This window comes from Blautia sp. HCP3S3_C4 (genome assembly GCF_052064095.1).
In the GTDB taxonomy this organism is placed as follows: domain Bacteria; phylum Bacillota; class Clostridia; order Lachnospirales; family Lachnospiraceae; genus Blautia_A.
The window spans coordinates 1-19,622 of the sequence record NZ_JBQHWF010000008.1; the positions used below are offsets into that span (position 1 = coordinate 1).

The following is a 19,622-nucleotide window of genomic DNA, read 5'->3' on the forward strand; positions in this document are numbered from 1 at the left end:
ATACAGACTGGACATTTGCGAAGCAAATGACACTGAGTGACGAAGTCACGAAGTGACCCCCGCGGAGTACAATACTCAATCGGCAACGCAGGAAGTTAATTCTCAAGGAAATGTCAACATGTATGTAGTTTTGAAGGTGCAAAACCTTTATTCCTCCTTAGCTCAGTCGGTAGAGCATGCGGCTGTTAACCGCAGTGTCGTTGGTTCGAGTCCAACAGGGGGAGTTTTGGCTCCATGGTCAAGCGGTTAAGACACCGCCCTTTCACGGCGGTAACAGGGGTTCAAATCCCCTTGGAGTCATTTAAATAATGTAGATGTGATTTTCTGAGGCTTGATTCTGACAAGTGATATGCCGATGTGGCTCAATTGGCAGAGCAGCTGATTTGTAATCAGCAGGTTATCGGTTCGAGTCCGATCATCGGCTTTTTGGACCTTTAGCTCAGTTGGTTAGAGCAACCGGCTCATAACCGGTCGGTCCTGGGTTCGAGTCCCCGAAGGTCCATTTGTTATTATTTTGGCCCAGTGGCTCAGTTGGTTAGAGCGTCGCCCTGTCACGGCGAAGGTCGAGAGTTCGAGTCTCTTCTGGGTCGTTAGCATTTGCTGACGAGGTAATTGCATAAGAAATATGGAATCTTAGCTCAGCTGGGAGAGCATCTGCCTTACAAGCAGAGGGTCATAGGTTCGAGCCCTATAGGTTCCATATGCCGCAGTGGCGGAACTGGCAGACGCCCGGGACTTAAAATCCCGTGGGTAGTGATACCCGTACCGGTTCGATTCCGGTCTGCGGCATGATTATAAAATGGGAGAAACGTTAGTTTTACAGCGTTTCTCTTGTTTTTTTGCTTATAGGTTTTGAACACACTTCTCTTGATTTTTTATTACTCTTGCCAACTGGAAGTTAAAAATACATTTAAGTATTTTATAACAATAACTTGCATGGACAAAACAGGTTCCATCGTATATACTTGGAGTAGAAACCAAATAAAAAAGGAAAAGTAACTGTTCAGAACCGCTTAAAGTACTTGTGTAATGAACAGCTACAGGAAAAAGAGGAATAGTTATGTTATTGGTAAAGAATGCAGAGGTTTACGCACCGGAATATCTCGGAAAAAAAGATCTTTTGATTTGCGGAGGAAAGATTGAATGTATACAGGATTCCATCGGAGAACTGCCTGTGGAATGTGAGATACTGGATGCAGAAGGAAAAATTCTTACACCCGGATTTTTAGATCAGCATGTACATATTACCGGGGGCGGCGGAGAGGGAAGTTTTCATACGCGGACACCGGAATTACAGATGTCGGAGCTGGTAGAGAACGGTATCACAACAGTGGTGGGACTTCTGGGCACAGATGGTATTACCAGGAGTGTGGACAATCTTTACGCAAAGACCCGGGTACTTTGTGAAGAGGGCGTGAGTGCTTATATGCTTACAGGTGCTTACGGATATCCCAGCCCGACGCTCACAGGCGAGATAGATCGAGATATTGTATTTGTGAAGGAGATTCTGGGTGTGAAGCTGGCAATTTCTGATCACAGGGCACCTAATGTGACGGAGGATCAGCTGATTCAGATTGCAAGCAAAGCCCGTGTGGCGGGAATGCTCAGTGGAAAACCAGGCATTGTGGTGCTTCATATGGGAGATGACAAGGCTGGTCTGACTCCGGTATTCCGGGCACTGGAGGAGAGCTCCGTTCCCGTACGGATTTTCCGACCCACTCACGTGAACCGGAATGAAAAGCTGTTGGAGGATGGATATGAATTTTTAAGTCAGGGAGGCTATATTGATCTGACTTGTGGTATGCACACTTCACCGGGAGAATGTGTTCTGGAGGCGAAAAAGCGGGGATTGCCTACAGAGCATATTACCATGAGCTCTGACGGACATGGAAGCTGGTCTAATTATGCTGAGGATGGCAGCCTTTTAGAGATAGGTGTGTCTGGTGTGGATGCGCTTTATAAAGAGTTGAAATATATGGTGCAGGCCCTTGGAATGAATCTGGAGGAAGCATTGCCTTATATGACCTGTCAGGTGGCGGAGAGCCTGGATTTACAGGGAATCAAGGGAATTGTGGCAGAAGGGGCCGATGCAGATCTGTTGTTGTTTGATCAGAACCTGACGCTGGATACCTATGTGGCAAGGGGAGAGATCTTTATGAAGCATGGAGAGGTACTCCGAAAAGGAACTTACGAGAAATAAAAGATAAAAAGAGGTAACTGGTCAGAAATCGAACAGCTATGAAAAGAGAATAAAAACGAAACCGGATATGTGGTTTCCTGCGGGAAACCTGTATATCCGGTTTTTTTGTCTGGAAATCAGGATGGCAAGGTATCAATAAAGATCTGACGTTCTGCTGGCGATACACTGTCGATGACGAGACAGGAAGCCAGAATATTGAGCATGGCCATGGGCACGGTCATGGAGTTGTAAAATAGCTTCGTAGAGGTGGGGCAAAGCAGCAAAAGTGTGCTGTGTGCTGCCGCCGGAGAAGTATCACTGTCGGTGATGGTCAGAATCGGTACACCTGATTTTGCCGCTTTTTTAGCAATATTTCCAATAGGAAAATAATAACGGGGGAAAGAGAAAAAGATTACCAGATCACCATCAGTCAGCTGTTGGATAGTCTTCTGGGTCAATTCCAGATCTGATAAATCAATCAACACAGCATTAAGGTACAGGATTTCCAGACGACCCTGCAGAAATTTACCGGGTACCAGGGAAATATCATGGGCAAAAATGTAGATACGGCTGCTTTTTCGGATTTCATCAGAAGCCTTTATCACAGATTCCAGATTGATGTTAGCAATAAAATCAGAGAAAACTGTAGCCTCTGTATTGCAGATTTCATGAAGGATCCGTTCTCGTTCGGAGGCTTCGCCTGAGATGCGCTCCGGCAGAAAAAAGGAAGAAGAGGAGGCCTGTTTAATCATTTTCTGGGTATAGTCCCGGAACTGCTCCTTTAAGTCCAGAAAGCTGGAGCAGCCCAGCTTCTGGCAAAAACGGAGCAAAGTCAGCTCTGAGGTACCGGTCTGATGGCTCAGCTGTGCCAGTGTAATGTAGCTAATTTCCTCCAAATTGGCGATCAGATAATCTGCAATGGTTTTCTGCTTTTTCGTCAGGGTAGGATAAAGTTCCTGGAGATGCTCTAAAATATCCATATATATTATACAATGTCCTTTCTCTGCATGGTTCATGCAAAATTTTAGATTTTTTTCATAAAAATTTAAGTAAAAACTTTACAAAAATATTATAACATGTATAATAAAAAATATAAAGTAAAGTATATACTTAACAAAAAAATCGAAAGAATCTTTAATTAATATATTACATGATTTTCTTTCGAGAAAAAAGGAGGAAAAAGGCTATGAAGAAACTTTTTGAGAAACACTTCGAACGGACATGGTTGATTATTTTTCTGGTTATGTTTGTATTCATTATGATTCCGTTCCCGTTTTTCTACAGCGAGACGTATATTCCCGCATTTGGTGGTGTTCCGCTTTATATATTCGGATGGATTGTTCACACTGCCATTACATTTGCGCTGATTGTTATCTATTACCGCATGTGTATGAAGAGAAAAGAATATCACACTTATGATGAGGAGGACAAATAAATGAATGGAGCAGCAGTAATTCAGCCATCACCAATTCCTTTCTATACAGTGTTAGTACTTTATCTTGGAATTATGGCATTTATTGGTTGGTATGCAGGACGTAAGACGAATAGCATTGGCGATTTCTTCGTATTGAGCGGAAAGGCTGGTGTATTAGTAAGTGGTATTGCATATTTCTCAACCCAGTTTTCTATGGGAACCTTTCTTGGTACACCGGGAACCATTTATGGCGTAGGCTATGCAGGAATGGCTATCTCTGTACCTGGAGCTGTGTTCTGTATGATTCTTCCGGCTCTTCTTATTGGCCGTAAGCTGATTACTCTTGGTCATAAATATGGTTTCCTGACTATGGCCGATTACCTGACAGACCGTTATCACTCCAAGAATATGAGCGGTGTTTTGGGCGTAATGATGCTCTTCTTCCTGGTTCCGATGATGGGCGCACAGATTATCGGAGCAGGTGTTATTGTACATGTATTTACCGGACTGCCTGAATGGGTAGGTGTTGTGGGAATGGGTATTATCGTTATTCTCTACTGTATGAGCGGTGGTATGAAAGGTGCCATGATGACGGACGTTATCCAGGGATCTCTGATGATTGCTACTGCAGTGGTTACATTTATTGTATCTGTAGTAATGGGTGGAGGTTTCTCTAACATTAACCATACACTTCAGAGTATGAATGAGGCTTATCTGACCTTCCCGGGTGCTAACGGTTATATGCCTTGGACTTATTATGTATCCAACATTGTGCTATGGTCGTTCTTTACCATGGGACAGCCTCACCTGTTTACCAAGTTCTTTGCCATGAAGGATCATAAGACCATGTTCAAAGCAATTCTTCTTGGTACTGCAGGTATGTTTTTCTCTGCAACTCTGATTGAGTGGGCCGGTGTAAATGGTATTGCTTCCATTCAGAATATTGAGAAGGCAGATCAGATTATTCCTATGATTCTGCAGAGAGGCATGAATCCTTTCTTGGCTTCCATTTTCATCGCAGGTATTGTGGCAGCAGGTATGTCCACAATCGATGGTATTCTGGTAACGACTACCGGTGCTGTTACCCGTGATATTTATCAGAAGATTATCAATAAGGATGCTACAGATGAGACTGTTATGAAGTTGTCCAAGGTAGTAACTGTAATTATCGGTATCATCGTAATTTGCTTTGGTGTATTCCAGCCAGGCAGTATTTTTGAAATTAACCTGTTTGCATTTTCCGGAATGGCAATTTTTGTAGTGCCGATTCTGTTTGGAATTTATTGGAAGAAAGCAACAGCGAAGGGAGCAGTCGCAGCAGTTATTGTAGGTATTATTTCCCTGTTGCTCTTTACTCTGAATCCGTCAGTCAAAGCGCTGGCTATGGGCTTCCATGCATTGTTCCCGACTACCATCATTGCTTCTATTGTAATGATCGTCGTAAGTAAATTTACAAAAACTCCGCCGCAGGAGACTATTGATCGTCACTTTATTGCATAAAAATCAGGAGGTGTATTTGAAATGTATCTTGCAAAAATGACTACAGCACAGGCAAAAGAAGCTTTTAAAAAGGATCCGATTATTGTGATTCCGGTAGGAAGCACTGAGCAGCACGGAACGCAGAGTGCGTTGGGAACGGATTTTATGGTACCGTCCTATCTGGCAGATCATGTGGAGGATATAGAAAATGTAATCGTAGCACCTACTGTTCCTTACGGTGTATGTCCTTATCACTTAAGCTTTGAGGGAAGCATTAATATTGGTTATGAAGGACTTTACATGGTTCTGCATGGCATCATGGATTCTCTGATGCAGCATGGCGCAAAACGTTTTGTAATTCTGAATGGCCATGGCGGCAATACTCCATCCATTGACCGGGCAGCTCTGGAGGTATATCATAAAGGTGGTGTATGTGCCAGCGTAGACTGGTGGAGTCTGGTAGCTCAGCTGGACAAGAAGTTTGAAGGCGGCCATGGTGATGTTCTGGAGACCTCAGCTATGATGGCAATTGCTCCGGAATCAGTACATCTGGAACTTAGCAAGCCTATCAATGCACAGGATCCTTCTGAGAATATGAAAGCGGCTTATATCCAGGCAGTTAATTTCAAGGGTGGTATCGTACGTCTTGTGAGAGATACCAAAGAAATTGCTCCAAGCGGCTGGTTTGGACCTTTTGATCCGAAGGATTCTTCAGCAGAACTTGGACAGGAAGCTTTGGATCTGGCAGTATCCTATATCCGTGATTTCCTGGAAGAAATGAAGCAGATGAAACTGTCTGTTTAATAAAACTGCGGAGCAGCTACTCTTGATTTAAAACTTTAATAGATAGAAATCCGAAGGGATACCACTCAGACATGAAAAGATAGCTGAGTGGTATCTTTTTATGTTATATAAATAAACGAAATCAATAGTTTTTACTTATCTATGTAAAAATTATTGATTTTTATTATGATTGTTGGCTATAATAAAAAAGAAGTTAAGGAGGAAATGATCATGTGTACAGCTGCAACTTATAAAACAAAAGATTTTTATTTCGGAAGAACTCTGGATTATGAATTTTCTTATGGTGATCAGGTTACTGTTACACCGCGCAACTACCCGTTTCATTTTCGGCATGTCGGTGACTTGACAAATCATTATGCAATTATTGGGATGGCCCATGTAGCAGATGATTATCCTCTGTATTATGATGCCGTTAATGAAAAAGGGCTTGGCATGGCAGGACTTAATTTTGTGGGGAATGCTTCTTATTCTGAAGTTCAGACAGAAGGGGATAACATTGCACAGTTTGAATTTATTCCCTGGATTCTAAGTCAGTGTTCTTCTGTAACAGAGGTTCGGGAAAAACTTGATTATATTAATATAGTGAATACTCTTTTCAGTGAACAATTTCCTTTAGCCCAACTGCATTGGATCATTGCTGATGAAAAGGAAGCTATTACAGTAGAATCTATGTCTGATGGTCTTCATGTTTATGATAACCCGATTGGTGTTCTCACAAACAACCCGCCTTTCCCACAGCAAATGTTTCAATTGAATAACTATATGCACCTTTCACCGAAACAACCCGTGAATACATTTGGCAGTAATCTCCCTCTCAATGCATACAGCCGTGGAATGGGAGCCCTTGGGCTTCCGGGAGATCTTTCTTCGGCTTCTCGTTTTGTACGTGTGGCATTTACAAAAGCAAATGCTTTTTCCGGTGAATCAGAGGAGGAAAGCGTCAGTCAGTTTTTCCATATCCTCGGGTCTGTAGATCAGCAGCGTGGCTGTTGTGAGGTTTCCGACGGAAAGTATGAGATTACCTTATACACTTCCTGTTGTAATACTACGAAAGGGATTTATTATTATAATACGTATGAAAATCATCAGATCAGCGGGGTAGATATGCACATGGAAAATCTGGACAGTGATAAATTGGTCTGCTATCCGCTGATTCAGGGAGAACAAATTAAATTTCAAAACAGATAATATTTTTATAACCGAGTAACTGTTCCGTGACTTATTTAGGAAGCAGGATGGTCGATAAAATGGGTTGAAAAATAGCCAAATATGCTGGCGATTATGATCATACATGGAAGAAACATCCAGAAACGTTGCTGGCTCATGGTGTGGAACAATGCTTTTTTAAGTCTATTTGTATGGAGAGTAACAGTCATAACGGATTGCCTTGCCCTTTAGGGAGTAGGAAGGAACTCTTTCATCCAGGTATGGACTTTTCAGAGGACGTTTTACAATGATTTTGGAAGGCTGTGCTGCCATAGCTGCATCAAAAAGAGCTGTTTCCTTAGAACAGGGAGGTTCCAGTTTCTGGATAAGCTGGAGCTTTTTGTTGATCAGGCCGGATTTCTGCCGTCCGGGAAACATAGGGTCCAGATAGATGACATCCACAGGATCCAGTCGCTTATTCAAATGTTCAATGCTATCCCCCTCTACAAGCTGCATGCGGGATACAATATCCTTTAGGACAGTATTTTTTTTGGCACGGCGGAGAGCATCTTTGAGCAGAATGGCAATTACAGGATTTTGCTCATAAAGTGTTACCTGATATCCACAGGCTGCCAGAAGCAGGCTGTCTTCGCCCATGCCGGCAGTTGCGTCAATGGCCTTAAGATTTTCCTGATCTGTTTTGACTGCCTTGGCCAGCATCTCATGCTGAAGACGTCCATTGGTCACACGATGAAGCATATTTTCAAAATCTCCCTGATAGCTGAGACCGAAACCGGATAGAGATACTCCTTTGGAATCAAATAAAACGGTCAGGTAATCTCCGGGTTTATTTACGATAGGGGAGCCGGTACGTCTGGAAAAGGATTCTGCCATATCTTTCTGACCGCCTTTGCCTATACAGACTACGATTTTATTATTCATAGTTTTCTTCTCGCTTTTTTATTAATGTTTAAGGATTGGAACAATGTTTATTCTGTGATTTCCTTCAGCAGCCGTTCAATGGTTTGCATATGTTCACTCATGATCTGTTCTGCCAGAGAGGGATTGTTTGTAGTAATGGCTGCTACAAGTCTTGTATGTTGGGAATCAATTTCCGGAGAATCTTCATCTTTTTGCATAAAATGTGAACGAATTCCCACGATCATATTTTCTGTGAGCTGGGAGGAAGCATTCATCACGCTGAAAATAAGAGGATTATCTGCAATCTGTGCAATTTTAAAGTGAAGATCGCGGTCCAGATCACTTCGAAGGGTTTCGTCATCAGTACTGTCCAGCTTGGCAATGATCAATTGAAGTTCCGCTGCATCTAGCTGACTGCAGTTTTGGGCAGCCAGATAGGCTGCTTTGGCTTCAAGAGCACCACGAAGGGAAACGGCGTCCTGAATTTTGCTGTTATACATTTGAAAGATGATGGATAATGGGCCTGTAAGGCAGCTGCTTAGATCTGTTGCAATATAGTTGGCGCCTCCATGCACGCTGACTGTGATTCCCAGAAGAGAAAGAGCTTTTAGCACTTCGCGCAGGGCAGGTCTGGAAATCCCCAGTTCTTCGGCCAGGATACGTTCGGCAGGCAAGGCATCTCCGGGCTTTAATTCCCCGGTCTGGATTTGCTCTATGATCTGTTTTAATACGTCATTAAAAGTATTAGTTCTGTCTATTTTTCTAAACATAAATTTTCTCCCGTATATTAAATATCTAATTTTCTTTTGGATATGGAATACTTACATTATAACTTATGATGTGATATATTTGCGGTTTTTTTATAAATTTTATTTTTTTATTTCATATCTTTTATCTGTTTTTATCTTGTGTCATTATTTACATTTTTAAAATCCCCGAAAGTCTTGATTTTGCTGGATAAATTTATAAAAAGGATTTTGTCAGTGTTTATCACATATTAAGTTTTGCTCGTGGGGTAAAAATCAGTTTGTGGGGTAAAAATTGGGGTAAGCTGTGGGGTATGAAAACGCAATAGATATGTGTTGGTAAAATACGATTTGACAAATATTTTTGCAGTTCGCATAATATACTTAACAAGGGAGCCGGAAAGTGAGTGCAGATCACCCGACCCGGCGAAATAAGATTAGTAAAAAATAGCTGTCATTCTCGCCAAAGAACAGGACAGCTATTTTTTTATATGTATAAGTCAAAATTGCAACGATGAGTAAAGCAGTTGCAAGTATAATTTGCAATTCTTCATAAGTACTCATAATGATCACTCCTCTCTGGTAAGGTGTCCATATCAGGCACTTTTTTATTGTTTTTTACCTTTGAAATTAATATTGTATACAAAATTGTACGCAATTACGGGACATAAAGAGAATGTGTTTTTGAATTTACCCTGTTTTTTACCCCGGTGAGAAAGAAAAATCGCGGAATGAGGTATAATTAGTAACAAGACGCAAAAAATAGAATTACAGAGAGAACTGTAAAAAATAAAATGTAGTATAGAATTATAATGATTATTAAAGTGGAGGCTGTTATGGACAACGAAATGAATCATGGATATTATGTTGAAATGCTTGATAACAATTTGGATACATTTAGTTTGTTAATGAATTTAGATTCTGTATTATGGAATCAAACGGAGCAACCATTGTCTGTAAGTGATTTTTTTGAAAAATGGAAACGTGGAGCGCGGAAATCAGATAATTATAATATTAATTTAGGAATGAATTTAATTAGGACATTGTACTGTGGTATTGTGATTCCTTGTGAAAAATATAAAACATTATTACCGCAAATTTCGATGGATTCTATGGAGATTTGCGAATGGTTTGGAAATGATTCAAGTTGGAAAATCAAAGTGGAAGAAAGAAATTTGAAAAATTGCATGAAAAGAATTCGAAATGCAGTTGCGCATTTTTATGTTGATATTAATTTTCCGGAAGAATATACGGCTGCTAGTAGAATATTGAAAAATACTACTGTTGTGTTGAAAGATAGGCCAAATGAACAAAAACCATTTACATTTGAAGCGAGATTTACTATAGATCAGCTTATTAAGATTATGACTAGAATTGCTGATCTTATAAAAGAATATGACATTTGTGAAAAGAAAAGGGCAATAAAAGAAAGAATGGTTTTAAGCAATGGTTCTAAGTAATAATATATATGAATATATTTTATAAAATTAATTTGAATATATTTCAAGTGTGTAGTATAGTTATAGTATAGAAGTGGAGGATTGCTTCGTGATTTGCGAAATAAAAAAACGGGAGGAACATAAGATGATAGTGATGGATATAAGGTTAGATAATTTTATGGCATTTAAGAACTTTCACATGAATATGTCTTATCCAAAAAAAATAGTAAATTCCTATATTGAAGAAGAATTTTTAAAAGATCATCCTAATTTTAGATATAAAAAAGTAAATATAATTATGGGAGCTAATGCGTCAGGGAAAACTTCTTTGGGTAGAATGCTAATGAATATATTTAACTTTATGGATAAAAAAGAAATGGAAAAAATAACCGGTGTAATTTGTGATACACATAAGAAAGCAACATTTTCAATGGATTTTGTAACTTATGATGGAGATTCTTTATATAGAATAATCACTCAAATTGCTCCTAAAACAGAAGAAAAATATAAAGAGACAGATGTTAGTATTTGTGTAAATAATGTAAAAATAGGTGTTAAAGATAGCTATGAGAGCTGTAGCAAACGGTTGGATGAACAGAATTGTAATATGAAAAAAAATTTTGTTGAAGAACTGGGAAAGATAAAGGGATTATCATGGTTATTTGAATATCCTGTAGATTTTGGCGGTGTTTATAGATACGACACATATTATAATAGCCAGAAATATTTAACAGTTTTGGAAAATACTCTAAAAGCATTAGATACATCAATTATTAAAGTTGAAAAACTGCGGGATGTAAAAAATTCTTTTGTTATAAGAATGAAAAATCAAGATGTTATAATACAAGATGGAGAGTTGACAAAAGCAGATACGTTGTCTAGCGGGACTAAAGCGGGAATAGCTGTAGCAGGTATGTTAACAGCCATTATTAATGGTGAAAATGGATTTTACTATTGTGATGAAAAATTTTCATATATACATACAGATATAGAAAAAGCTTTTCTAACGTTAATGATTCAATGTTTGAAGGGAAATGATCAGCTGTTTTTCACGACACATAATACAGATATCCTTGATTTACCACTTCCTAAGCATACCTTTACATTTTTCAAAAAAGATACGAATGATGATATGGAAACTATAAAATGTATAAATGTTTCTGATTTTCTGAAAAGAAGTACCGATTCAGTAAAAAATGCAGCTGAGAATGATTTGTTTTCAGTGGCGCCAAGTATGGAACTTATTTATGAATTGGAAAAATTGAAGTAAAATGCAAAAGAGGGTATACAATGGGGAAAAATTATCAGTATTATGTTGAAGGCGAAGATGAAGAAAAAATAGTTAAAGTACTGAAGACTGAATTGCGATTAATAGAGCCTGGAAAAATAGAAAAATTCAATGTTGTTTCAGAGCAATTTACTAATCTCAGGGTAATGTCTTTGAAAATGGGGACAGTGGTAGTATTGGTTTTTGATACAGATGCTGGAAATATTGATATATTAAAGAAAAATATTGAATTTTTAAAAAAGCAAAAATCAATAAAAAAGGTCTTATGTATCACACAAGTAAAATGTTTAGAAGATGAGCTAAAAAGAAGTTGTAACATTAAAGATGTAAAAGAACTAACAGGAAGCAAATCTAATAGTGATTTTAAACATGATATGAGAAAAGAAAAGGCATTTGGAAAGAAATTAGAAAAAAAGGGATTTGACATGAAAAAGTTTTGGATTCAAACAGACAATGGTATTTATAAAGAAATTCAAAATAATTCTAATGAAATTAAAATATAAAGATATTCTTTTTGTACATAGGATAGTATTTGGAGGATATTGCTGAGGGATGCTTGAAATTTATGAGAAGTAAAACTTTTTGTTAAGAGGCGAGCGAAAATAGTATGGGTTTTTGGAATTTCTTTGTAGGGAACATTATAATGAATTAAAATGGGCTGGAGCTGTAACAGGTTCCGGCTTTTTTTACAGTAGGACGATAAAGTTTATGAGTGATATGTTTTGCGAAGATATTTTGTAGAATTATGAAGCGGTTTATGCTATAATAAATATATAGTATTTTTGAGGGAGTAGGAAACTCTGATGGCAGATGTGGCTTAGCCATTGCTATGATTGTCGTAGACAGTATTTTGTATGTAGTTTATTTGTATGCACCTACACATGTAGTGTGCCAGACTTTCTTTGAAAGGGTGATGCCTATGGTAATTAATGGTTTTATAGTAACAGTTCATGCAGTGATTGCAAGTGTAGTGGCTAGTCTGCTACTGCCTCAAGAGTATTATTAAGTATTTTCACAAGCAGTCTTTCGCGAGGCTGTTTTTTTAATATAGCGAATATACAATAAAGCACTCAATGCCTTATGACATGATGCCTCTTAAGTAGACAGGGTAAATAACCGGAGCTACTTAAGGGGAAATCAGGAAGTATTGGGTGCTTTTTCTTTATGTTTCTGGATTCTGCTTTTCTTTGAGTCTGGGTAGTAACCATTTTTCTGTACGCATTTGAATGTAATCTGAAATATCCTGATGAAATTCATGTAGATCATTGTCTGAAATAGAACTATTTTCATTTTGATTTTCAAGATTTTCGCCAATTAAATGAACTAGCCGTGTGATGCTGGATGAAATTTCCATATTAAGCAAATTGCTAAATTTTCTTTTTTGGGTAGCTTTATTAAACTCTTCTGGTGTTTTACAGTTATCCTCACATAATAAATATTCTGGTCGCACTCCTAAAATAGGAGCTATTGAGTGGGCTGCCTCGATTGTCATTGGTCTTCGAAAATTACGGAAATTGCGGATTTGTTGAGAAGAGTAATGAGATAATTCAGCAAGTGTTGGGGCTTTAATATCAAGTTCTGTCATAAGTGAGTCTAACCTTTTGGCACATTCTGCTCCATAATAATTTTTCCGTTTCATAGTAAAAACCTCCTTTTTTAATACTGAAACAAAATTTGTTTCGTTTTTTCGGTGTGACTAACTAAAAATCTTTAAATCATTCTTAAAGATTCTAAAACAAATTATAATTTCCTTACAGGAAACAGAAACTGTTGTTTGCAAATTGCGAAACAATATATTACCATAATAGCATAAAGAAACACATAACGCAATGTAAAATCAGACAGGAAGAAGAGGTATTTTTATGAGAAAAACGACATCGTACCCAGGTACATTTTCAGACGCATTAAGTGTTGATACTGCTGGATTGCAGAAAATGCTGAATTCAGGAAGACAGACAGCAACGCAGATTGGTATGGCAGCAGGTGCAAAATTTTGTGTTGGTAGAAGAGTGTATTGGAATGTGGCAAAAATCAGAAAGTATTTGGATGAGATTTCTGAGTAAGGCGGTGATTCTATGGGAGTATATGAACATCTGCTACCAGGTAAAAAAAATGCATTAACGCCAGAGTATCTTACTGTGAAATGTCATTTTTCCAGTGTTCGAATGTTGCAAAAGCAGATTGAAGCAGAACGCAAGGCTGGCAAAGTCATATTATCAAACACAACTCCGCCTGGAGGATATTATCTTCCTGTAGCAGGAGACACGATGGAAATCCGAAAGTTTATTCGTACTTTAGAGAATAGAGGTGAAAATACATTGAAAGCTCTGGAAAGTGCAAGGGATTTATTAAAAGAATTGGAGAGTGATGACTGTTGAGCAATCTTCAAGAGATAAAGGACTTGATATCTATCAGTGCTGTAGCAGATTACTTGGGTTTGGTAGAAGAATATGGAAAACGTAAGTTTCCGGGTGAAAGAACTGCAAGCATTCAGTTATATAAGGACAACCGATTCCATGATTTCGGAAGAAATGTTGACGGAGATATTTTTGATTTAATGATTCATGTGAGAGGTTACACGCTTAAAGAAGCGATAGCAGAACTTAAATCCGCTTTTAATATTAAGGATTCGCCAATAGGGAAAAATACTGTTAAAGAAGCTTGGATAGCATATCTGGAACGAAAATTTAATGCTAAATATATAGAGCATTATGATTATTTCTTGACTGACCAAAGTGGAAAAGCAGTTTATGCCTATACTAAGGTCCGATTGCAGGATAAAGCAGGGAAAAAGAAGTTAATTTACGGTAGGTTTAATGGTGATCGTTTTATTCTTGGTTTGCAAGGTAAAAAAGCGAAAGATATTCTGGCCATTTATGGTAGCTCTGTTTTTGCGATTCAGAAAGCAATAGATCATCAGGAAACAATCTTTTATGTGGAAGGCGAAAAAGATGTAAATACTCTGATGAAAAGGGGATATACAGTATTTACTTGTGGTGGTTCAGGAGATTGGAAAAAGGGTGTTTCTGAAATTGTAAGACAAGCAAATGTGATTATTTTAGCTGATAATGATAAGCCAGGAGAACAATTAGCCTATCAGGTTATGCAGGATTTGCAGTTAATTGCTAATAATGTAAGCATTATAAAACCAATGCCAGAGGTGCCAAAAGCAGATATAACTGATTATTTTGAAGAGGGACATACTGTTGAAGAATTTGAAAATTTAATAAGGAATGTTGATGATACAGAGAGCATTTGCACAGATGTTCAGCAAGATCAGAAGCAGGATACAGGTAAAAAACGAACTGTAACACAAAAAAGTAAGGACGAAGTAGTTGGAGGTCAGGCATTAGTCTTTAAATTCCTCGACTGCAACTATGATGAAGATGGAAATGTAAAAAGCGTAAAACAGCTTGTACATAATTTTGAAATCGTTATGGATAAAGACAGCCGTTTCGCCGGGAAAATCCGTCTTAATGAGTTTGCACAGCAACCTTATCTATATGGTAATGTGCCATGGGAGAATGAGAATAATTGCAGAGCATGGAGTAGCCATGATGATTCAGCTTTGTTTGCGCTGATACAGGCTGATTATGGGCTTAAAAGTCGGCAAGACTTCGCAGATGCGCTGAAAAATGTTTCTATGCGCAATAAATTCCATCCGGTAAGAGAACTACTGGATTCCCTTACATGGGATGGAAAAGAGCATATAAGAAGCCTGCTGCCGGAATATCTTGGAGCAGAGGATTCTGATTATACATACCAGGTAATGCGCTTATGGATGCTAGGAGCTGTTTCAAGAGTGTATAAACCTGGAAGCAAATTTGATTATACTATGATTCTACAAGGCTCACAGGGAATTGGCAAGAGTACATTTTTAAAGCAAATGGCAATGGATGATTCATGGTTTAATGACTCCTTGGACAGTTTGGATTCAGACAAGGCGGTACAGTCCCTTACAGGATCCTGGATCATCGAACTTGCAGAATTAAAGTCACTGGCCCGGACTGCAGGAGGCGTTGAGAGTGTAAAAAGGTTTTTGACCGCAACGCAGGATAAATACAGGATTCCTTATGAGCGGCGGGCAGACACATTTTACAGACAGTGTGTATTCGCCGGAACTACCAATAAAGATGATTTCCTACAGGATGAAACGGGAAATAGGCGTTTCCTAATTGTCCAGACAGGCGTTAAGAAACCATCAAAAAGTCTTTTTGTGCCAGAAATCATGGATGCAATCAAGCTGGCTTGGGCTGAGGCTGTACATATTTGGAAAAATGAGAAGCCACAGCTGATACTTCCAGAAGCATATATGCAAGAGGCAAAGGAACTTCAAGAGGCGAATATGGCGGATGATGGCAAGCGGGGGATTATTCAGGAATACCTGGAAGGTAAAACTCAGGTGTGTGCAAGAGAAATATGGTTTGAAGCATTGGAAGAAAGCATTTCGCCAAAAAGTTATCAGACATCGGAAATAAACAGTATTATTGCAAAGGTACCAGGATGGCGAAGAATGAAAACTCCACGCAAATTTCCTAAGTATGGAAGTCAGAGAGGGTTTCAGAAGATGTTACTACAAACTGAACCGGAAAAAACTACAAACTCTTCTGACTTTGTGCCAGTTCCTAAACAAGAACAAATGGAAATACCGTTCGAGTAGGCGATCTTGAAAGAATGTAGTCAACTTTGTAGTTAGAATGTAGTCTGCTCAACCCCAGCATTTATGGGCTTTTCTACAATAACTACAAAAACTACATTCTATAAAAAGAAATATATAAAAGATAATAATATGGGATATAAGAGTATATAAGGAAAACTTTAAACTCTTTGGAACGATTGTAGTTGTAGTTTGTAGTTGTAGTTTGTAGTTTGGTTTTGTAACGGATTTTATAGGCGGTTTACCGCCGGAAAGGGAAAAATATATGTCAAAAAAATTAAAGAAACAGTCGGTATATTCAGTAGCTGATTTAGAAAGTTTGAAAGGATTTACAGTAGATGAAGTGAAATCAGATTCAAGGGGGCTGAATGTAACTATGAAGCTTGTAAATAAAGCAGGAAACGTTGTAAAAATATATGTTGATTCAGTTTTGTTTGGAGCTGAATTAGTGAAATATACAGAGGAGTAACTTAATCATAGGGGAAACGATAATTATAGGCGGTAATCCGCCAGAAAGGACAATAATCATGAAAATCATGACACAGGATAAAACACGAGTTTTAAATTTCAAAATGACGTATATCAGTTATGTAAGTAAGAACCGTATTTGTGAGGGTGATTTTGGTATTGCGGAATATGCAAGTCCAGAACGCGCGAAAGAAGTGTTGAATGATATGTTTCAAAAGTATGCAGCAGGAGAAAAAGCGTATATCATGCCGGAGGAGTAAAGTGGATAATACAAAGGAATTAAAGCCGATTTATGACATATTCACTGCTGCCTGGCGGGCATACAGGGAACACTATCCGCCGGGAAATCCGCAGGATGATACATACTGGTCAAAGCTGGTAGATGATCTTCACAAAATAGAATCACAATATAATTGCCAGTTGTGCCGGGATATTTTGTGTAATGTCGTGTCAGATCTGGAGCGCAAAGCAAAAGTCCTGTATCAGTCAAAGTAACTGACACAGGACCATATAAAAGGGGTGAGTCTTTCTGTAAGCTATTATACCACAAACAGGACAGGAGGACTCTATACCAATGAGCATCAGAAAAATGAAATTGAAAGATTATGGGATTACGCCGGGACGGGCAGCAGAACTCAAAGAAATGGTAAAAGATAAACAGTATTATTCTTTAGTAATCGAAGCATGCAATAGGGCAAATGAATTTCTTGCCTCGCATCTGGTAAAGAGTTTTACAGAAAGCGTGGGATATCGCCAGATATTCAAAAACAGCAATTCATGCGAACTTCCATGCACTGAAAATGATTTTTATGGTTATAAGCGGAAAGCACTTCATGAATTTGATTTACTGGTGAAAACAGTAGATTTGTAGTAGACGATGCTGGCAGAACCTGACAAAACTCCACATATCACTCTATATATGGGAAAACTTACGGAAACCTACGATTTCAGCATATATAGCCGAAAACATTAACATATATTAACATCTTCTTGGATCGGCAACCTGTCAAAACCGTCTGTTTCTCTGTATAGGGAATACATCTTGGAAAAACGTGGAGTTTCAGAGGATATAGTGAGGAAGTAGGTTGCTAAGAAATGCTAAGGTTTCTGCATATATATCCGAAATCTTAGTATTTTGGCTCATATAGGCGGAGGCGTTCCATGAAAACCTCATGATTTTTCTGTATAGGATCATGGAACCTAACAAAAGCTAACATTTTTGTATATATAGGCAAAACCTTAAAAAACCTAATATTTCTCGGTATATGGATGGAAAATGCAGGGAATTTAATGACACGATTACGCGCGGGTGGTATTCGGAGATTTCGGAGTCCCTAAAAGTCGGGGCGTAATTTCAGAGCGAACTCCGAGTGAACTCCGAGAAATAACCGTTTTAGTATTGTTGAACAGAGAACGAACAGAGAGAAATCGAACAACAGACAAACAAAAAGGAGATTTTTATGAATAGATGTAATGAAAATGCAATTGAATTTATGACCAATGGTACCAAAGCAACATTGACATTCTCTCAGGGCCGGTATAAATCTGTAATCCGCAAGCTGGCAGAGAAACATCCTGAGGAGTGTCAGATCATTGCGGATAATGAGGACGGAAGTATTTGTGCTCATGTTCCGGTAGCTTGGATCCGGATTTCTCCTCCGAAACAGTATACAGAGGAACAGCGTCAGCAGATGAGGGAAAGGCTAAGCCACAATATATCTGAAAATACAGGAGTATGGGAATAAAACAGAGCAAAAACCAATTGTAATGCAACTAAGGTAAAGTTGTAAGGGTAAAGGAAGAAAAAGGTTAAATGAGCCGATAAAATAGAGAGAAGAGATGATGCCAGTATTTAATAAAAATCCTGCTGCCGAACCTACGGCTTAATAAAAGACCCATTATGAGAAATACGGTCATTTACGGTCATGCGTTATTACTGATTTTTACGGTATTGGTCTGATTGAAGCAGTGAGGAAGCAGTGAAAAGTTATAAAAAGGGGTATCCACTATTTTGAGGATCCCTGTTATTGATAATGAAGCCGCAGGAAAGCCGCACAAAGCCGTGACGAACCCGTGAGAAATGGAATTAAAGCGGCGAGGAAGCGGCGAGAACTTGGAGCGTTCGAACAGGCGAGGAACAAGCGAGAATATCAGATTGAATCGTGATTTTTGCGAAAGGCCAGTTACCTTTGAACTGTCGATGAACAGTCGAAATAACAAAAACGCCCAAAAGTGGTAGAGAGCTGTTCTCACAAAATGTGAGATAATATATGTATCACGATAGGACAGGAGATGATGTATATGATTTTACTTAACATGTTGATGTTGGTTGCAGTCATGGAATTAGCAGCTATTTATGATGCGGTAAGGGGGAAAGACAATGAGACGTATCAGAATGAAGAAAAGTAGAAAATATGAACAGGACAAGCTTCAGGCGGCAATAAATGCTTCTGCCAGACGGGCACTTGATGATTTGGAGAAGTCATCGGGAATGCTTTCTGTAACGATTGAAGCATTAAGACAGGGCCTTCCAGAGATGGCAGAAAAATATAGAAAACTTGCGCAGGATTACAAAGAACTTCGGAAACTTGAAAAAGAACTTCAGAAATATGAGGGAGAGGGCGATAAATAATGGCAGAGAAGATAACATTTAATACAGGTGCTAAGAGCTATGAGATTGTAGATCAGGATGGAAATGATCTGGGAGTGTTCCGGTTTGTTCCTACAGATGCCGGAATCTTGACCAGATATAAAGAGACAGCGGCGTTTTTCGCAAGTGTAGGCGACAAAATGAAAGGGGAGGATCTGGAAGATATTCTACCTGAGCTGGAGAAAGAGGCCGGGGAAAAGATTGATTTCCTGTTCGGTGCTCCTGTATCGGAAAACTTCTTTAAAATTACTCATCCGTTTACAATTCTGGAAGATGGACAGACATTTGCCGAACAGATTATCACTGTAATTGGCGGAATCATTGAAAAGGAATTAGCTGAAAGAGAAAAGAAGCAGCAGGAACGAATTGACAAATATACTGCTAAATACACAAAAAAAGACGAAGAAAAATAAAAACGGTGGGCTGTTCTG

At 38.7% G+C, this 19,622-nt stretch carries 23 protein-coding genes and 7 tRNA genes; 25 read left to right on the top strand and 5 right to left on the bottom strand.

What is annotated here, in order from left to right:
- Positions 1-151 precede the first annotated feature (151 nt).
- The 8 genes from ACTNC6_RS08570 to iadA all read left to right on the top strand — a co-directional run bounded on the left by ACTNC6_RS08570 (position 152) and on the right by iadA (position 2,200).
- Positions 152-224: transfer RNA gene (locus ACTNC6_RS08570), tRNA-Asn, on the top strand.
- A 4-nt stretch (positions 225-228) separates the two neighbouring features.
- Positions 229-300: transfer RNA gene (locus ACTNC6_RS08575), tRNA-Glu, on the top strand.
- Positions 301-351: 51 nt separating this feature from the next.
- Positions 352-424 (top strand) — tRNA-Thr (locus ACTNC6_RS08580).
- A gap of 4 nt (positions 425-428) precedes the next feature.
- Positions 429-502: transfer RNA gene (locus ACTNC6_RS08585), tRNA-Ile, on the top strand.
- 14 nt (positions 503-516) lie between these two features.
- Positions 517-590: transfer RNA gene (locus ACTNC6_RS08590), tRNA-Asp, on the top strand.
- Between the two features lie 37 nt (positions 591-627).
- Positions 628-700, top strand: a tRNA-Val gene (locus ACTNC6_RS08595).
- 3 nt (positions 701-703) lie between these two features.
- A tRNA-Leu gene (locus ACTNC6_RS08600) sits at positions 704-789 on the top strand.
- 271 nt (positions 790-1,060) lie between these two features.
- On the top strand, positions 1,061-2,200 hold the full coding sequence (gene iadA / locus ACTNC6_RS08605; RefSeq protein ID WP_441043870.1) for a beta-aspartyl-peptidase: 1,140 nt from the start codon (positions 1,061-1,063) through the stop codon (positions 2,198-2,200).
- 116 nt (positions 2,201-2,316) lie between these two features.
- Here iadA and ACTNC6_RS08610 read toward each other — a convergent pair whose 3' ends face one another.
- On the bottom strand, positions 2,317-3,159 hold the full coding sequence (locus ACTNC6_RS08610) for a MurR/RpiR family transcriptional regulator (RefSeq protein WP_441034241.1): 843 nt from the start codon (positions 3,157-3,159) through the stop codon (positions 2,317-2,319).
- A 206-nt stretch (positions 3,160-3,365) separates the two neighbouring features.
- Here ACTNC6_RS08610 and ACTNC6_RS08615 point away from each other — a divergent pair, with 206 nt between their 5' ends.
- The 4 genes from ACTNC6_RS08615 (at position 3,366) to bsh (ending at position 7,064) form a co-directional block, all read left to right on the top strand.
- Entirely contained in the window at positions 3,366-3,614 is a 249-nt protein-coding gene (locus ACTNC6_RS08615) for a hypothetical protein (RefSeq protein WP_441034239.1), read from the top strand.
- Complete coding sequence (locus ACTNC6_RS08620; protein WP_441043871.1) at positions 3,615-5,093, top strand: sodium/pantothenate symporter; 1,479 nt, start codon at positions 3,615-3,617, stop codon at positions 5,091-5,093. It begins immediately after the preceding gene.
- Positions 5,094-5,114: 21 nt separating this feature from the next.
- Positions 5,115-5,876, top strand: a complete 762-nt coding sequence (locus ACTNC6_RS08625) for a creatininase family protein (RefSeq protein WP_441034235.1) — start codon at positions 5,115-5,117, stop codon at positions 5,874-5,876.
- A 210-nt stretch (positions 5,877-6,086) separates the two neighbouring features.
- The gene (gene bsh / locus ACTNC6_RS08630; RefSeq protein WP_441043872.1) at positions 6,087-7,064 is read left to right on the top strand and encodes a choloylglycine hydrolase; all 978 of its coding nucleotides are present in this window, start codon (positions 6,087-6,089) and stop codon (positions 7,062-7,064) included.
- Between the two features lie 162 nt (positions 7,065-7,226).
- Here bsh and ACTNC6_RS08635 read toward each other — a convergent pair whose 3' ends face one another.
- The 3 genes from ACTNC6_RS08635 to ACTNC6_RS08645 form a co-directional block, all read right to left on the bottom strand.
- Positions 7,227-7,964 carry a class I SAM-dependent methyltransferase gene (locus ACTNC6_RS08635; protein WP_173744133.1) on the bottom strand — a complete coding sequence of 246 codons (738 nt, stop codon included), beginning with the start codon at positions 7,962-7,964 and terminating at the stop codon, positions 7,227-7,229.
- 47 nt (positions 7,965-8,011) lie between these two features.
- Positions 8,012-8,713, bottom strand: coding sequence for a FadR/GntR family transcriptional regulator (locus ACTNC6_RS08640; protein ID WP_441043873.1), 702 nt, complete (start codon positions 8,711-8,713; stop codon positions 8,012-8,014).
- Between the two features lie 390 nt (positions 8,714-9,103).
- Positions 9,104-9,253 (bottom strand): hypothetical protein, encoded by a 150-nt coding sequence (locus tag ACTNC6_RS08645; protein WP_441043874.1) that lies wholly within the window; start codon positions 9,251-9,253, stop codon positions 9,104-9,106.
- 272 nt (positions 9,254-9,525) lie between these two features.
- Here ACTNC6_RS08645 and ACTNC6_RS08650 point away from each other — a divergent pair, with 272 nt between their 5' ends.
- The 3 genes from ACTNC6_RS08650 to ACTNC6_RS08660 all read left to right on the top strand — a co-directional run bounded on the left by ACTNC6_RS08650 (position 9,526) and on the right by ACTNC6_RS08660 (position 11,919).
- A complete protein-coding gene (locus tag ACTNC6_RS08650) occupies positions 9,526-10,149 on the top strand; it encodes a HEPN family nuclease (RefSeq protein ID WP_161285930.1) in 624 nt (207 codons plus the stop codon).
- A gap of 124 nt (positions 10,150-10,273) precedes the next feature.
- Entirely contained in the window at positions 10,274-11,398 is a 1,125-nt protein-coding gene (locus tag ACTNC6_RS08655; protein WP_441043875.1) for an AAA family ATPase, read from the top strand.
- A 20-nt stretch (positions 11,399-11,418) separates the two neighbouring features.
- Positions 11,419-11,919 (top strand): hypothetical protein, encoded by a 501-nt coding sequence (locus ACTNC6_RS08660; protein WP_161285928.1) that lies wholly within the window; start codon positions 11,419-11,421, stop codon positions 11,917-11,919.
- 659 nt (positions 11,920-12,578) lie between these two features.
- Here the strand turns inward: ACTNC6_RS08660 and ACTNC6_RS08665 are convergent.
- Entirely contained in the window at positions 12,579-13,055 is a 477-nt protein-coding gene (locus ACTNC6_RS08665) for a helix-turn-helix domain-containing protein (protein ID WP_441043876.1), read from the bottom strand.
- Between the two features lie 223 nt (positions 13,056-13,278).
- Here ACTNC6_RS08665 and ACTNC6_RS08670 point away from each other — a divergent pair, with 223 nt between their 5' ends.
- From ACTNC6_RS08670 to ACTNC6_RS08715, 10 genes are all read left to right on the top strand, one after another.
- The gene (locus ACTNC6_RS08670) at positions 13,279-13,479 is read left to right on the top strand and encodes a hypothetical protein (protein ID WP_441043877.1); all 201 of its coding nucleotides are present in this window, start codon (positions 13,279-13,281) and stop codon (positions 13,477-13,479) included.
- Positions 13,480-13,491: 12 nt separating this feature from the next.
- Complete coding sequence (locus tag ACTNC6_RS08675) at positions 13,492-13,794, top strand: hypothetical protein (protein ID WP_441043878.1); 303 nt, start codon at positions 13,492-13,494, stop codon at positions 13,792-13,794.
- Complete coding sequence (locus tag ACTNC6_RS08680; RefSeq protein ID WP_441043879.1) at positions 13,791-16,076, top strand: VapE domain-containing protein; 2,286 nt, start codon at positions 13,791-13,793, stop codon at positions 16,074-16,076. The genes ACTNC6_RS08675 and ACTNC6_RS08680 overlap by 4 nt, the downstream gene beginning before the upstream one ends.
- 262 nt (positions 16,077-16,338) lie before the next feature.
- On the top strand, positions 16,339-16,542 hold the full coding sequence (locus tag ACTNC6_RS08685; RefSeq protein ID WP_302025365.1) for a hypothetical protein: 204 nt from the start codon (positions 16,339-16,341) through the stop codon (positions 16,540-16,542).
- A gap of 58 nt (positions 16,543-16,600) precedes the next feature.
- Positions 16,601-16,801 (top strand): hypothetical protein, encoded by a 201-nt coding sequence (locus ACTNC6_RS08690; protein ID WP_022380604.1) that lies wholly within the window; start codon positions 16,601-16,603, stop codon positions 16,799-16,801.
- 1 nt (position 16,802) lies between these two features.
- On the top strand, positions 16,803-17,036 hold the full coding sequence (locus tag ACTNC6_RS08695; protein WP_441043880.1) for a hypothetical protein: 234 nt from the start codon (positions 16,803-16,805) through the stop codon (positions 17,034-17,036).
- A gap of 79 nt (positions 17,037-17,115) precedes the next feature.
- Positions 17,116-17,412 (top strand): hypothetical protein, encoded by a 297-nt coding sequence (locus tag ACTNC6_RS08700; RefSeq protein WP_173744140.1) that lies wholly within the window; start codon positions 17,116-17,118, stop codon positions 17,410-17,412.
- A 589-nt stretch (positions 17,413-18,001) separates the two neighbouring features.
- A complete protein-coding gene (locus tag ACTNC6_RS08705) occupies positions 18,002-18,286 on the top strand; it encodes a hypothetical protein (RefSeq protein ID WP_441043881.1) in 285 nt (94 codons plus the stop codon).
- Positions 18,287-18,921: 635 nt separating this feature from the next.
- Positions 18,922-19,173: a hypothetical protein gene (locus ACTNC6_RS08710; protein ID WP_288546861.1), complete on the top strand. Its 252-nt coding sequence runs from the start codon at positions 18,922-18,924 to the stop codon at positions 19,171-19,173.
- Positions 19,173-19,604 carry a hypothetical protein gene (locus ACTNC6_RS08715; protein ID WP_441043882.1) on the top strand — a complete coding sequence of 144 codons (432 nt, stop codon included), beginning with the start codon at positions 19,173-19,175 and terminating at the stop codon, positions 19,602-19,604. Before ACTNC6_RS08710 ends, ACTNC6_RS08715 begins: the two co-directional genes overlap by 1 nt.
- Positions 19,605-19,622 lie beyond the last annotated feature (18 nt).

What these genes read in the sequence shown, in the direction of transcription:
- iadA (WP_441043870.1), top strand. Translation starts at nt 1,061, where the DNA reads ATGTTATTGGTAAAGAATGCAGAGGTTTACGCACCGGAATATCTCGGA.
- ACTNC6_RS08610 (WP_441034241.1), bottom strand. Translation starts at nt 3,159, where the DNA reads ATGGATATTTTAGAGCATCTCCAGGAACTTTATCCTACCCTGACGAAA.
- ACTNC6_RS08615 (WP_441034239.1), top strand. Translation starts at nt 3,366, where the DNA reads ATGAAGAAACTTTTTGAGAAACACTTCGAACGGACATGGTTGATTATT.
- ACTNC6_RS08620 (WP_441043871.1), top strand. Translation starts at nt 3,615, where the DNA reads ATGAATGGAGCAGCAGTAATTCAGCCATCACCAATTCCTTTCTATACA.
- ACTNC6_RS08625 (WP_441034235.1), top strand. Translation starts at nt 5,115, where the DNA reads ATGTATCTTGCAAAAATGACTACAGCACAGGCAAAAGAAGCTTTTAAA.
- bsh (WP_441043872.1), top strand. Translation starts at nt 6,087, where the DNA reads ATGTGTACAGCTGCAACTTATAAAACAAAAGATTTTTATTTCGGAAGA.
- ACTNC6_RS08635 (WP_173744133.1), bottom strand. Translation starts at nt 7,964, where the DNA reads ATGAATAATAAAATCGTAGTCTGTATAGGCAAAGGCGGTCAGAAAGAT.
- ACTNC6_RS08640 (WP_441043873.1), bottom strand. Translation starts at nt 8,713, where the DNA reads ATGTTTAGAAAAATAGACAGAACTAATACTTTTAATGACGTATTAAAA.
- ACTNC6_RS08645 (WP_441043874.1), bottom strand. Translation starts at nt 9,253, where the DNA reads ATGAGTACTTATGAAGAATTGCAAATTATACTTGCAACTGCTTTACTC.
- ACTNC6_RS08650 (WP_161285930.1), top strand. Translation starts at nt 9,526, where the DNA reads ATGGACAACGAAATGAATCATGGATATTATGTTGAAATGCTTGATAAC.
- ACTNC6_RS08655 (WP_441043875.1), top strand. Translation starts at nt 10,274, where the DNA reads ATGATAGTGATGGATATAAGGTTAGATAATTTTATGGCATTTAAGAAC.
- ACTNC6_RS08660 (WP_161285928.1), top strand. Translation starts at nt 11,419, where the DNA reads ATGGGGAAAAATTATCAGTATTATGTTGAAGGCGAAGATGAAGAAAAA.
- ACTNC6_RS08665 (WP_441043876.1), bottom strand. Translation starts at nt 13,055, where the DNA reads ATGAAACGGAAAAATTATTATGGAGCAGAATGTGCCAAAAGGTTAGAC.
- ACTNC6_RS08670 (WP_441043877.1), top strand. Translation starts at nt 13,279, where the DNA reads ATGAGAAAAACGACATCGTACCCAGGTACATTTTCAGACGCATTAAGT.
- ACTNC6_RS08675 (WP_441043878.1), top strand. Translation starts at nt 13,492, where the DNA reads ATGGGAGTATATGAACATCTGCTACCAGGTAAAAAAAATGCATTAACG.
- ACTNC6_RS08685 (WP_302025365.1), top strand. Translation starts at nt 16,339, where the DNA reads ATGTCAAAAAAATTAAAGAAACAGTCGGTATATTCAGTAGCTGATTTA.
- ACTNC6_RS08690 (WP_022380604.1), top strand. Translation starts at nt 16,601, where the DNA reads ATGAAAATCATGACACAGGATAAAACACGAGTTTTAAATTTCAAAATG.
- ACTNC6_RS08700 (WP_173744140.1), top strand. Translation starts at nt 17,116, where the DNA reads ATGAGCATCAGAAAAATGAAATTGAAAGATTATGGGATTACGCCGGGA.
- ACTNC6_RS08705 (WP_441043881.1), top strand. Translation starts at nt 18,002, where the DNA reads ATGAATAGATGTAATGAAAATGCAATTGAATTTATGACCAATGGTACC.
- ACTNC6_RS08710 (WP_288546861.1), top strand. Translation starts at nt 18,922, where the DNA reads ATGAGACGTATCAGAATGAAGAAAAGTAGAAAATATGAACAGGACAAG.
- ACTNC6_RS08715 (WP_441043882.1), top strand. Translation starts at nt 19,173, where the DNA reads ATGGCAGAGAAGATAACATTTAATACAGGTGCTAAGAGCTATGAGATT.